Below are 13,144 nucleotides of genomic sequence, written 5' to 3'. Positions count from 1 at the left end.
ATCGCCGGGAACAGCCCTTCCGGGTCGGCGCCGGACAGGGTGAAATCGTCGGTGTGGCAGATGCCGGTCGCCTTGACCTCGACCAGCACCTCGCCGGCCCTCGGACCTTCGAGCTCGACTTCGGTCACAACAAGGGGTTTTCCGGCTTCGACAGCCAGAGCAGCGCGAGTGCGCATCGATACCTCCGGTAACTGCGTTCTTTAAGGGTGGGCCTGTGTGGCCCTGTATGCAGATTACAGACGCGCCAAGGCCCAAAGACAATTGCGACCTTAGTGTGTAAAACGCGACCTTTGGCTTCTCCCTTGGTCAGCCTATACTGACGCTCGCTGGAACAGGGGAGACCGGAGATGAGAGCCGCCAGTTATGCCTTCAGCCTGGCACTTTGGCTGACGCAAGTTCCCGGCCTTGCAGGCGCTACGGACTTTTCCGATCCCGACTGGCCATGCATCCAGCGCAAGGTCGAGAACCTTTCGGCGAGCCTGATGTGGCCCGAACCGATCGCGCCCATGGCACTTGCTCCTGCGGCAAAGGAACTGGTGGAGGTCGTATCGCTCCGCCGGGTTACGCTCGAAGAGGCGGAGAGCCATGTCCGGGCGTTCGTCGCGAAGAATGCCCCCGTGGACGGCCAACTGCTCGGCAATATCTTCCTCGCCGTATTCGATAAAATCACCGATACCCGTCAGCGGCTGATGGCGGGGATTGCCCGCTATTCCCGCAGCCAGATCGCGCTCTCCTCACGGATCGACGGCGGCCGCGTCGAGATGGCCAAGCTTACGCGCGAGAAAAATCCGGATTTCGACCGTATCGACAAGCTGGAGGAGCAGATCGACTGGGACGAGCGCATCTACCGCGAGCGCGCGCAGGCGCTTACCTATGTCTGCGAAACGCCGGTGCTTCTGGAGAAACGCGCCTATGCCATTGCCCAGATCCTGCTCAAGCAGATGCCTGATTGAACCGTATATCTCTCGACCTCGAGCGCCGTGCGTTCAAGTGAACGCGCAAACGACGCTGTAGCACTTTGAATTGCTCAGAAGCACAGCATCTCCGCCTCTGCCTGGGCGCGTCGCAGGTCGGCCACCATCGTGCGCGGCATGGCCGCCGACTTGAACATGGCCGTCTGTTCGCCGCCTACCTGCTGGAGAGACAGCACGGTCTCGGCCTGGACGTATTTGTCATAGGGCAGGATGGATGCGATCAGATCGATCGAGCAGGCACATTTGCCCAATACCGCCCGGCTCTGACCGTTGACCGCCATGCAACCGAACACGTAGTCGGCCCGCGCCTCGGTCGGATAGTCGTTCAGGCGCTCCGACATGCTCTGTCCGCTTGCCGGCACCGAGGCTGCCACAATTATCAGCGCGGATAGCGCCTCCCGCATCATGGCTGGTCCTCCCCCGCCTCTTTCAGGGTAATCGCGTTGGAATAGCCGGCCTTTGCTCCGCCGGCGGCTGCGGGCACGGTAGCAACCAGCGAATAATACCAGCCGGGAACGTCTTCGGACACGGTGACGACAAACGCCAGTTCGGCAAACCTCCCCATGCGTTCGCGCGCCTTGTCATTCGTGAACGGCCGGATCGTCACCTCACGCGCGGCGATGTCGCGGTTCTGGTAGCGGAGTGATACGGGCACGGTTTGCGCGTCCCGCAGCAGCGCTTCCTTGATCCGGTTGCGCATGTAAAATGGGCTGCCGCCCGATTGACCGGCAACATCGGTAAGCACGCTTTCAAGGAAGTACATGATGACGGGATTACCGACCGAAGCCGGATAGGCGCCAAGCGCGCGGGACCGGGTGCCCTGATAGAGCGTCATGACGACATTGTCGTCAGGCTTGATCTTCAGGCCGATGCCGAAGCTGCCGCCCGCCTGCCCGACATCGGTACCGGATATGACCTTGTCGTAGACAAGGGTGCCCTGCCCGGCTTCGCTGTTGTCCGGCACCGCCTCAAGCCCCTTCAGTGCCGTCGACCGAAAGAGAAGCTCGTAAGTTTCGGCAGCCGTGGCCAGGCCTTGGCCCATTCCAAGCAGGAACAGAGCAAAGAGGAGAAGAACACGCATCGCAGACCTCCCGTCCTACAGCGTCGCGCGTCTTACTGGGAGCGCTGGCGATGAGCCTAGCAATGCCTGCGGCAAAGTCACTGGAGACCTTTGTCTGTGTTTGTTCACGCCAAGCGCGCCCGAGTCTTCCAGTCGATCAATGCCCGCAGCCGCACCAGTTGCACCGGCTTGGTGAGCACAGCGAACGACATTTCGTTGCAGAGCTGCAGGAATTGGCGCTGCCGGTTGGCAGAAATGATGATCGCGGGGATCTCGATTCCCGCAAGCGCGCGCAGCGTACGAATTGTCTCTATGCCGTTGTCGCCATCGTCCAGTTGATAATCGACCAGCAGAATATCGGGCGCTGTGCCGATTTCCTGCATCAGCGCAGCGGCCTCGACGGTCGAGGCGGCCGCCAGAACGCTCGCTCCCCAGCTTTCCAGCACCTGCGTCATCGCGTGAAGCTCGTCGGCATCGTTCTCCACGACCATGACGATGAGATCGAGGCTGCCATCGAGCAGCTGCTCCATCATCGGGTTTTCGCAGACGCTGGTACGGCCAGGCGCGGCAAGCGGCACCTCGATCGAGAAGACGGAACCACGGTTGGGCTGTGACACCAGTCGGACGGGATGATCGAGATGCCGGCAGGCCCGCTCGACGATCGACAGGCCAAGTCCCATGCCCGTGCCTTTTCCTGCACCGCCGGCCCGGGTGAACTCGTTGAAGATCCGGGTCTGGTCCTCCTCGGAAATGCCGATACCGGTGTCCCACACTTCGATCCGCAGCCGATTGCCGCGCAGGCGGCAACCAACCAGCACACGGCCACACTCCGTGTACTGGATCGCGTTCACCACCAGGTTCTGGACGCAGCGCATCAGGTAGCGTTGATCGCTGGTGACCCAGCGCGTGGAAGGCACCATCCGAAGCTCTATCCCCTTTTCGGTCGCCAAGGGCGCCAGATCCCCGGCGAGGCCCTGCAGCAGGCTTCCAAGTTCGAACGACGTGATGTTGAACTCGGCTGCCGGGCTATCGAGGCGCGAAATATCGAGGAGCGCCTGCAGGAGCGTTTCGATCGAGGTGAAGGACCGCTTGAGCCGGCCGACTACGTCTTGCGCCCCGGGCTGCCCCGCCGTCTCCGTCAACATCGAGAGATAGAGTTTCGCGGCGTTGATCGGCTGAAGAAGATCGTGGCTGGCCGCCGCCAGGAAGCGAGTCTTGGATGTATGGGCCGTTTCGGCCGCCTCCTTGGCCTGCCGAAGGGCTGCCTCGATCTTGATTTGCTCAATAGCGTGGATCTGCAGCAGGCGGTTGGCCTCGGTCAATTCGGCGGTCCGCTCCTGTACACGTTGCTCTAGAAGCGCTGCCGCTTGGGTTTCGGCGGTCACGTCCATGATCGACACGATGAAGCCGTCGCCGGGCAAGGAGTGGGTGCGAATGTCGAGGCTCATCCCGTCGCGCCGCCGACACCGTTCCCGCATCGTCTCGCCGCGGCGCATGACCTTGAACCAGCTGGCGAATTTGGACCGTCGGCCTTTGTGCTCGAGAATCTCGTGACGTTCGACATGTTCGATGATGCGCTGGAACGGACTTCCCTTCTTCAGCAGCGAAAGCGGTACGCCGAGAAGCTCGCCGAAACGCTCGTTGCGAACGAGCAATTCGCCGCGTGACGAAAACGTGCAGATGCCGAGCGACATGTGATCGAAAGCAGCCTGCAGGAAATGGGCCTGCTGGTCTATCAGGCGGTTCTTCTCGCGCCGGTTCTCCCGCACGATGTCGGTGATTTCGGTCTGCAGCACGGTGATGTTGCCGGAACTGGTCTGCCGGTAGGAAATCTGGAACCAGCGGTCGTTCCTCAGTTCCATGACGAAGGACGAAAAGCGTTCACCGGCCCCCTGCTCCTTCACCAGTGGCTGGGGATGGCTGATCCCCCCGCTTTCGTCCCGGTTCAGATACTTGCTGGCATTGACGGCCGCGAGATAGTCGTCGAAACCGAGACCGGGTTTGATCAGCGGCTCGACATCGGCAAGCAGGTGCCGGAACTGGGCATTACAGACCTGCAGCCGCTCTTCGAAGAAGAGGGCAAAGCCGTCTTCCATCGCCACCATGGCATCGGCAAGGTTTCTCTGGATGCGTTCCTGCGTCTGATAGGCGATCTCGAGTTCGCTCGACGCCCTGCCGAGTGTATCGAGGGCCTTTTCCAGGTCCTTGGTCTTTTCCCAGACTTCCGTCTGCAGAGCGATGGCCGATTCGAAAAGTGAATAGGCGGAGCCGCCGACCTCGTGACCGCGCTCGGCCCGATTGATCAGAGCCTCGATGATCTTGGCCTGCTTGGCGATCTGGATCTTGTAGGGTTCGTCCGGATCGATCACAGCGGCGCGCCTCCCTTCGGCCGGAAGAATGCGACGCCGACAAAGGTCTGGTTCACATGCACGCCGAGATGCTGTTCCCCATAAGTGTTGAAGCCGATGACCCGATGCTGGCGGAACTGCTCGGACGCCTTGCCGTCCAAGCCCTTCCGCTCGATCTCGAGCTTGCGCAGATAGCAGTCGAAACCCAGGATGAAATCGGGCGCCTCACCGTCCTTGTCCCTCACGGCGAGCCCGGTCTCGAGAGTGCGGATGATTTCCTTGCCGCGACCGAGCCTCAAAAGCAGACCGTCGTCGATCGCCGACAGGAAGGTGAGGCCATGTTCGCCGTGAATCTGCTGGATCGCCCGAACATGATAGAGATTGCCGTTGCGCACCAGTACCGGGTTCTCGGCGAAAACCATCGGTGACAACTCGCTGACCGGCACCTTGACGAGCCGGGCATACTCCTCGGCCGCCGGTGTGCCGTTGATTTCCAGGACCAGCCGCTCCTCCGGGACAGCGCGGGTCACCACCATGCGCGTTTCCGTTGGCTGGAAATGATCGAAGCCGAGGCCGCTAAAGTCCAGGTCGGTTTCCAGGAGCAGAAGAAGCGCGGCGTTGCTGTGGAACTCGCCATTGCGCAGAACCTGCGTGCGGTCGAACCGCAACCCATCGCCGGCCGATCCGCCAAACACGGGAATGTCCTTCAGGCCCGCCTCCAGGGCTGCCATTAGGATATCCTCCTGTTTGGACAATCCATCGGCAAAGACCAGGGCAAGCCGCTTTCGACCCGGCGTCGCACGGAACTGCGAGGCGAGCCGCTCCGTCTGCGACACGACATCGGCGATCGAAACTGGCGAAATGGGTTCGAACAGGATCGAGGCCACACGGAAGTGATGCCGCTGGAAGGCGATCGCCAGCAACGCATCGTCTTCATACCCCCGCGGCGTGATCTGGCCGGCCGTCGTGCAGCCGAAGACCACGGTGTTTGGCAGCGACATCCGCAGAGCCTTGGCAACGTCATCGGGTTGAAGCCTGTTCGGCACGAACAGGAGGACGAAGCTTGGCCTTGCGGTGGCGAGCTGCCGCCTGATCTCGGCAAGCGCAACGGCCGCGTCATCGGCACGCGATGCGGCAAGCCGCACCGCCTCCGCCGGTTTGCGGTCAAGATCGTCGCCAGCCGTCATGCGCCGTCATCCTTCCTTCTACAGCGCCGCGCGTCCAATCGGACGCGCAAGGACGCTGTAGCACCTTGAATTGCTGCATGTTTTTATCCTTAAATCGACTACGATTTAAGGAAACATGCAGTAGAGCGCCGCGCGTCCAATCGGACGCGCAAAGGACGCTCTAGCACCTTGATTCCAGAGCATCTTATCCGTTTTCCGGCGACTCCACTCGAATACGGGATGCTCAAGTCCCGATTGCCTGTGCCGGCACGCCTCACTGCAGGCTGTGGCGTATCGAGACTTCGCGCACCAGCATCGCCGCCTGTGTGCGGTTGTGGACGCCCAGCCGGCGCAGAAGCGCCGTGATATGGGCCTTGACGGTCGCCTCGGCCAGCTGCATCTCGTAGGCGATCAGCTTGTTCGGCATCCCCTCGCAGATCAGCCCCAGAATGCGGGTCTGCTGCTGCGACAAATGGGCGATCTTGCGCGAAATCGTTTCCACCGACAGATCCGTGGCTGTGGTGCGGGCCGGGATCGCGTAGCCGGGCGGCACATAGGTCTTGCCGTTCCAGATATCCTGCATGGCCTCCTGGAAATTCTGCCGGTCCATATCCTTGGGAATGAAGCCCGCAGCACCGGCCGCAATAACCGACTGGACGACGTCCTTCGACGTGATCGCCGAGATGACGATCACCGGGATATCGGGCATCTTTTCCTTTATCTTCAGGAAACCGCTTAGACCCGACGCATCGGGCAGATTGAGATCAAGCATGATCAGATCGGGCGAGAACCGCATCCGCAGTTGCTGCATCGCTTCGCTCAACGAAGTTGCCGTTCGAATTCGACGCGTTTTGAAGGTGCTTTCCATCGTTGCGGCCAGGGCGTCGCAATAAAGCGGATGATCATCGATCACCAAGGCCGATTTTATTGAAAGCGAGTGGACGGGTAACGCAGTCTGCGACATGGCACTCCTCCCAATATTTCCTAGTCTCTCGAGCGGCCAAAACCAACTCCAAATTACATTGGAAATATCTCTTCTCCCATTGCGGTCATGCTCTCCTCCAGCACAACTGCGAGGAATTTGTCGCACAGTTTTCAGGGCCCGGCAATTGCCGAGTGCGGGTTCGCTTCTAGGCCGAAAGTCGATGTTGACCAGTGGAAACCTGCGCTTCGATCAAGCGCGTCCAGCGGCGTTTCGTATTCGGTCTCTGGTAAATGGCAAATCATAGAGGCGCTTGCCGATGGCATTTCTGATCGCGTTGGCGACAGCTGCCGCGGCAGGTCCCTGGGCCGCCTCGCCGGTGCCGAGGAAGGGTTCGCCGGGGCGCTCGATGATATTGACTTCGACGCTGTCCGGGACGCTCGCAAACCGAAGGATCGGATAGCTCGACCAATCGGTGCTGGTGATCCTCGTCCTGTCGAATGCCACGGCCTCGTAGAGCGTCCAGCTGATCGACTGCAGGATGCCGCCCTCCGTCTGGTTGCGGATACCGTCCGGGTTGACGATCTCGCCGCTGTCGATGGCGGAGACGACGCGTACGACGCGCACGCGGCCGGTTTCCGGCTCGACTTCCGCTTCCATCGCAACCGCCAGATAGGCGGCGAGGTTCTTGTAGCGGGCAAAGGCGAAGCCGCGTCCGCGATTCCTCGCTATTTTCGCCTTGTCCCAGCCGAAGCGCTCCGCGGCCAGTTCGATCACGGCACGCGCCCGCGGGTCTTCCATGTGGCTGAGCCGGAATTCGACCGGATCGGCTTCGGCCATCAGCGCCAGCTCGTCGATCGTGCTTTCGATCGCAAAGACATTGGCATAGCCGCCCAGCGCCCGCAGCGCCGAGACGCGCAAGGGCATGTCGGGCAGGAAGTGCCAGAGCACGCGCTTATTTGGAATGGTGTAGAGCGGATTGGCGTTTCGGTCACCATTGCCGGAGGGACTGATTCTGAGCTCGGCCGGCTCCGGCTGGAAAGCTTGAGCCTTGTGGCGCGCTGCGAGCAGCGCTCCGGCACCGCCGGGACGCGTGGAGTGCGTGTTGCTCCAAAGATCATAGGCCCAACTCGCGATCCTGCCTTGATCGTCGAGTGTCGCGCTGACTTTCATCAGCATCGCCGGGCCATAGGGCTCCCAACTGTGCTCCTGCTCGCGCATCCACTGGACGCGCACCGGCTTGCCAGGAATCTTGCTGGCAATGAGCGCGGCATCGCCAGCCGCGTCGTCGGCACCATTGTGCCCATAACACCCCGACCCTTCCATGTGGATGACATGGACCTTTTCTTCGGGCATCGCCAGCATCTCGGCGATCGCCTCGCGGTCGGGAAAGACCCCTTGCGTGTGCGACCAGACGTCCAACGTCCCATCCGCCTTCATTTGCGCGACGGCGCAGGAAGGGCCTATCGAGCCGTGGATCTGGTAAGGCCGCGTATAGGTCGCCTCGAACACCTTGCCGTTGGACGAGAGCGTGCCGGCTTCAGCAACGGTTCCCACCTCGCGCTCGAGCCCCTGCAGCGTCGACGGCAGGTCGGTCTGGTCGGGCAGCGTCTCCTTCTCCTGCCACCGCGCAGCCGCGGCCAGCGTCCGCATGGCGTTCACCGCCTGGAATTCCTTCTCGGCGACAACGGCGAGGAAGTTGCCGTCGCGCACGACGGATACAATGCCCGGCATCGCCTCGGCCGCGCCTTGATCGAGTTCCATCAACGTGGCCGCCGGGCTCGGCGGACGCACGACGCGCGCATGCAGCATGCCGTCCAGGCGCAGATCATGCACATAGGCAGGCCGGCCCGTCACCTTCGCGGGAATGTCTACACGCGGGAGCGGCTTGCCCATCACGCGGAAGGTCCCGGGTTGCTTCAGGGCCGACTGCGGCTGCGCCTCCACATGCAGCATCTGGCCGGAGACAAGCTCGCCATAGCTCGCGCTTCTCCCATCCTTTGCCAGCACGGATTTGTTTTCGGCCTTGAGCTCCGCCGCCGCGATCCCGAAGCGCTTGGCGGCTTCCGCGATGAGGAGCGCGCGCACCTGTGCCGCGGCGTTCCTGATGGCCGTGCCGCTGTTTTGCATCGACTGGCTGCCGGCCGTGAATCCTTCGTTGGGCGTGCGCCCCGTATCCGCCGTGACAAACTCGATCTCCCCGGGATCCACCTCCAGCTCCTCGGCGGCAACCTGCAGAAGGGCGGTGCGGATGCCCTGGCCGAGCTCCGCCTTGCCGGTGAAGACGGTGACGGAATTGTCAGGGTCGATCCGGATCCAGGAATCGAGGAAGCGATCGTCGTCAAGGCTGCCCGGCAAGGACGCAGGCGGTGCCGGTGGCGTCGCCGGCGGTGTCGGCGGCGCGGGCGCCTGGGCAAATGCGCGGCCGAGCGAAAAACTGACAACGAGCCCGCCGGTACCGGCGATCACACTGCGGCGGGTGATTCCGTGCTGGAGAATGCCCATCAGCCTGCCCTCCCTTCATCGGGTCTGGGCAACGACGCAGCCTGCATCAATTCGCCTGCTCGCCTGATCGCCGCCAGAATCCGCATATGCGTACCGCAACGACAGAGATTGGTGGCCAGCGCCTCGCGGATCTCCGCGTCGCTGGGTCGCGCGTTCCGGCGCAGGAGCGCATGCGCGCTCATCATCATGCCTGGAACGCAGTACCCGCATTGCGCCGCCTGCACTTCGATGAACGCTTGTTGCAGCGGCCCCGGCTTGTCGATCGTGCCCAAGCCTTCGACGGTGGTGATTTCGCGGCCTTCCAGCAGCATGACCGGCACCATGCACGAAAGCACCGCCTCGCCATCCACCACGACGGTGCAGGAACCGCACTGGCCTAACCCGCAGCCGTATTTGGCGCCGTTCAAGGCAAGTTCGTCGCGAAGGACGTAGAGCAGAGGCGTCGCCGGATCGATGTCGACCTCGTGCGGGCTACCGTTGACTGTCAGCAATATCGCCATCATCCCTCCTCGGCGCCGACGTTGTGGGGCGCCCTTTCAATGCCGTCCGACGGCCGGATGGTCACCCTGTGCGCGCCGGAACGGGTATTGGCGATCAGTTCTACGAGGCCGGCCCAAGGCTGCTCCTCGGAGAACCGCTCGCGCATGTAGGCCAGAACGTCGGCCACCTGCTGGTCGCTGAGCAGATGTCGGAAGGCCGGCATCACCGCACTCGCCTCGCCATCCGCCGGCGGAAGACCGAACAGCACCACGTTGACGATGTTTTGCGGGTTCGGCGCGTTGACGGCGGTGCTCAGTTCGAAGTTCAGGCCTCCGAAGGGCTGGCGTCGCTGGCCCTCATGGCAGCTTGCGCAGGCGGCGACATAGATCGCCTCGCCGGGACTGCCGCCGGAAGCGTTCACGGGAGAACTCTGGCTGTCGGCCGTCTGTTCCCGGTAGTCCCCCTCGAACTGCTCGCGCAGTTGCGCCGCTCTTTGCCCTCGTTCGGGGGTGGGATCGCCCATGATCGATGTTACATAGGTGGCGATCGCCATGATGTCGCTGTCCGGAAGAGCCGAGAGATTGCCCGTGACCTCGGCCATGGGCCCGCGCGAAACGCCGTGGAATTCATGCCAGCCGTTGCGAAGGTAGAAGGCAAGACTTTGCTCGTCCCATGGTATCGGCGCCTTCGAATCCTTGTTGATCGCGTAGGCCTGCCAGCCCTCCGCCTCACCGCCGCCGAAGTAATGGTCGCGATCTTCCGCGCCGAGGGCGTTTCGAGGGGTGTGGCAGGCGCCGCAATGGCCGAGGCCCTCAGCAAGATAGCGCCCGCGCGTCCACGCCTCGCTCTGGCTGCTATCCGGTTCGAGCTCACCCCTGTCGAAGAAAGCGAGCTTCCAGGCGGCGAGCAGGGGCCTATACGTGAGAGGAAACTGGAGATCGTTTCGAGGTGCCTCGGCCTTTACCGCGGGGCGCGTCATCAGGAAGGCATAGAGGGCGCGATTGTCCTCCGCAGAGACACGCGTGAAATGGTCATAGGGGAAGGCCGGATAGAGATGGCTGCCCCTGCGATCGACGCCTTCGTTCATGGCACGCTGGAAGGCCTCTTCGCTCCAGCCGCCAATGCCGGTCTCACGATCGGGGGTAATGTTGGTGGAGTATATCGTCCCGAAAGGCGTCGGCACGGCAAGGCCGCCGGCGAATGCCGGTTTTCCAGGAACAGTGTGGCAGGCGATGCAATTGCCAAGCGCGGCCAGTTGCGCTCCCTTGGCGACGAGTTCCGGAGCGAACGTGGCTTCCGCTGCCGCGGCGTCCTCGGGAATTTCGGAACGCCATGCCAGAAAAAAGAAAGCACCAACGGCCAGAACTATGGCCGCCACGAAAACGATCACCACCCGCAAGGCCCACATCGCAGATCTCCGCCGATCGTGGGAAACGCCGTACTGGCCGTTCGGTTCCGAGATGGTGAAATGACGCCCGCGTGAGCGCAGGAATGCCCGTGGTGTTCTTAACGAAGTTGGACCGCCTCATCCGTCGGTCCCACCGGCTCCGTAATCTTCTCTGATTTGAGGACAAAACCATGCAGCAATTCAAAGGGCTACAGCGTCCGTTGCGCATCTGACAAGACGCGCGGCGCTGTCGTAGCGGCTCGGCCGCTGAGCCACAATGCGTTGTGATTGTTCCAGACTGGGCGCACGGAGACTGGATGGAGGGGCGCCGGGACACCCCTCCACCCCCGATCGCCGTTGCCGTCCTGGATGGAGGGCACCTCAAAGCCGGACATCCCAAAGCGAGAATTTCGCTTCCAGGAGCCCGCGCTCCCCGTCCGGCAGGCCGATATCGCGGCGCATGCGACCCGACAGATGGGAAACCTGATTCGTCATCTGATGGTGTCTCCAGGCGGCCAGGATCAGCGCACGCGCCGTCTTCCAGATGCCGAATTTTCGGCACAGGTCGTCGGCCGTGGCGGCAAGGGTATCAACAACTAAAAATTGTGCTTCACGCATGATTTTTCCGTCCCGGCGCGACAAGGCGGCCAGGTCCTCTCGAAGATCAAATGGACGTGCGGATGCGGACGCGGAAACGCGAACAGTCGCTCCGTCAGCCGGTCACGTCAGGTAAAATAGGAAAGCGCCAATCGGCAGAAATCAGGGGCTTAGAGACCCTGAAGGCAAAATCGGCATGAGCACGATGTGCGATACATCGTAGCGCTGCCTGCCAACCCGCCAGAGAGGCGCACATTCACGAGAACAGGATTCATTTCACGCCTCCTCTGATTTGAATTGCGAGTGAAGTCACCTTACACGAGACCGGCCGATCTGCAAAGGCACAATTTCGGATTGCAGAAATCACACCGGATCCGTTGCGAAAATGCAACAGATTTTCAAGGGCATCTTCTGCGGCGCCGGAGCCGATCTCTCGGGTCCGGCGCCATTTGCTTGTCTCGATCGCGACTACAGTGCCGCGCGTCTTATCGGACGCGCGAAGGTCGCTGTGGCACTTGCTGCATGTCTTTGTCCTTAAATCGAGGTCGGTCTAAGGAGACATGCAGTAACCGCGAGAGGTCAGCGGCTGAGCGGGCTCTCACTGCGGCAGCGCTGCCCTCCGCAGCGAAATCATCTGTGATCAGCGCTGTTCGCAAGCAGCGCATTGATTTCCGCCATTGTCGCTTCCGGTAACGGTCCCTTCTGCAGCGCCGTCAGGTTTTCACGCACCTGCGCCTCGGTTTTGAAGCCAGGTATCGGAAAGGTGTTGGGCGAGCGGGCAAGGATCCAGCCGAGTGCGCCTTGCGCCAAGGTCCGACCTCCGACTTGGAGGAGTTCGCGCATTCGCGCAAGGCGGTCGAGATAATCGGCACGCGGCCGTCCATCCTCAAAGAACCGCACCCAGCTATGACCGGCCGCGCGCACGTCGCTTGGAGGCAACTGCGTTTGAGGGCCGAACTTGCCGCTCAGGAACCCCATCGCCAAAGGCGACCGATTGAGGCTGGCGAGACTGTTGCCCTCGCACATCGCCAGCATGTCCGGGCCATCCGTGAAGACGTTCAGTTCCTGCTGAACCGCGACGAAATGCGGGAAGTTCACCATTCGCTTCGCGGCGGCGGCTTTGTCGGTGCTCCAGCCCCAGAAGCGGATGGCACCTTTCTCCGCCAGCTTTTCAAGCGTCTCGCCGGCCGCATCCGCCTGATCGTTCGGAAGCTCCCCGACATGGATCTGGTAGAGGTCGATACAGTCGGTGGCCAGGCGCGCAAGCGATGCTACGCAGGCCTGTTCGATGTAGGCGGGGCTGACATCGGTGCCGACCAGGGCGCGGGCGGCGCGATCATAGGTGTATCCGAACTTGGTTGCGATGATTGCGTCGCCTCTTCGCCCGCGGAGCGCGCGGCCGATCACCTCCTCGCTGTGCCCGGTTCCGTAGGCATCGGCGGTGTCGATCACAGACGCCCCCATCTCAAGGCCAAGATGAATGGCACGGATCGACTGTTCGTCGTCAATCTCTCCCCAACCGTCCGGCTTCCCGTCGAGAGTGAAATGGCCTCCGATCGCCCAGCAGCCCAACCCGATGGGTGCGGCCGACAGGCCGGAGCGGCCCAATTGCCTTCGGCTGAGCGCAGAGATGTCGCTGGCAAGCATGGCGTTCCTTTCCAGTCGTGGAGCAATGCCGGCGACTATGCCACTGCTCGCGCGGCGA

Annotated in this window: 11 protein-coding genes and 1 pseudogene; 1 reads left to right on the top strand and 11 read right to left on the bottom strand. The window is 62.2% G+C overall.

Annotated elements, in window-relative coordinates:
* Positions 1-176 (bottom strand): annotated as a pseudogene (locus QN222_RS24735) (S-(hydroxymethyl)glutathione dehydrogenase); the annotation flags it as partial.
* A gap of 171 nt (positions 177-347) precedes the next feature.
* On the opposite strand from QN222_RS24735, the gene QN222_RS24730 reads away from it, so the two are divergent.
* Positions 348-953 (top strand): hypothetical protein, encoded by a 606-nt coding sequence (locus tag QN222_RS24730; protein WP_283964105.1) that lies wholly within the window; start codon positions 348-350, stop codon positions 951-953.
* Between the two features lie 74 nt (positions 954-1,027).
* On the opposite strand, the gene QN222_RS24725 is transcribed toward QN222_RS24730, so the two are convergent.
* The 10 genes from QN222_RS24725 to QN222_RS24680 form a co-directional block, all read right to left on the bottom strand.
* Positions 1,028-1,381 (bottom strand): hypothetical protein, encoded by a 354-nt coding sequence (locus tag QN222_RS24725; RefSeq protein WP_283964104.1) that lies wholly within the window; start codon positions 1,379-1,381, stop codon positions 1,028-1,030.
* Entirely contained in the window at positions 1,378-2,055 is a 678-nt protein-coding gene (locus tag QN222_RS24720; RefSeq protein ID WP_283964103.1) for a hypothetical protein, read from the bottom strand. The genes QN222_RS24725 and QN222_RS24720 overlap by 4 nt, the downstream gene beginning before the upstream one ends.
* Positions 2,056-2,159: 104 nt before the next feature.
* Positions 2,160-4,403, bottom strand: a complete 2,244-nt coding sequence (locus QN222_RS24715) for a PAS-domain containing protein (RefSeq protein ID WP_283964102.1) — start codon at positions 4,401-4,403, stop codon at positions 2,160-2,162.
* The gene (locus tag QN222_RS24710) at positions 4,400-5,569 is read right to left on the bottom strand and encodes an FIST signal transduction protein (protein WP_283964101.1); all 1,170 of its coding nucleotides are present in this window, start codon (positions 5,567-5,569) and stop codon (positions 4,400-4,402) included. Before QN222_RS24710 ends, QN222_RS24715 begins: the two co-directional genes overlap by 4 nt.
* Positions 5,570-5,822: 253 nt before the next feature.
* Positions 5,823-6,512, bottom strand: coding sequence for a response regulator transcription factor (locus QN222_RS24705; RefSeq protein WP_283964100.1), 690 nt, complete (start codon positions 6,510-6,512; stop codon positions 5,823-5,825).
* Positions 6,513-6,722: 210 nt separating this feature from the next.
* Entirely contained in the window at positions 6,723-8,975 is a 2,253-nt protein-coding gene (locus QN222_RS24700; protein ID WP_283964099.1) for a molybdopterin cofactor-binding domain-containing protein, read from the bottom strand.
* Entirely contained in the window at positions 8,975-9,475 is a 501-nt protein-coding gene (locus QN222_RS24695) for a (2Fe-2S)-binding protein (protein WP_283964098.1), read from the bottom strand. Before QN222_RS24695 ends, QN222_RS24700 begins: the two co-directional genes overlap by 1 nt.
* A complete protein-coding gene (locus tag QN222_RS24690) occupies positions 9,475-10,863 on the bottom strand; it encodes a cytochrome c (RefSeq protein ID WP_283964097.1) in 1,389 nt (462 codons plus the stop codon). Before QN222_RS24690 ends, QN222_RS24695 begins: the two co-directional genes overlap by 1 nt.
* 360 nt (positions 10,864-11,223) lie before the next feature.
* Positions 11,224-11,460 (bottom strand): DUF1127 domain-containing protein, encoded by a 237-nt coding sequence (locus tag QN222_RS24685; RefSeq protein WP_283964107.1) that lies wholly within the window; start codon positions 11,458-11,460, stop codon positions 11,224-11,226.
* 609 nt (positions 11,461-12,069) lie between these two features.
* Positions 12,070-13,086, bottom strand: coding sequence for an aldo/keto reductase (locus QN222_RS24680; protein WP_283964096.1), 1,017 nt, complete (start codon positions 13,084-13,086; stop codon positions 12,070-12,072).
* Positions 13,087-13,144: the final 58 nt, after the last annotated feature.

The sequence above is a fragment of the Sinorhizobium sp. 6-70 genome (assembly GCF_030124375.1).
Lineage (GTDB): Bacteria > Pseudomonadota > Alphaproteobacteria > Rhizobiales > Rhizobiaceae > Sinorhizobium.
The sequence above is the reverse complement of the archived record's forward strand: the minus strand, read 5'-3'. Positions and strand labels throughout refer to the sequence as shown.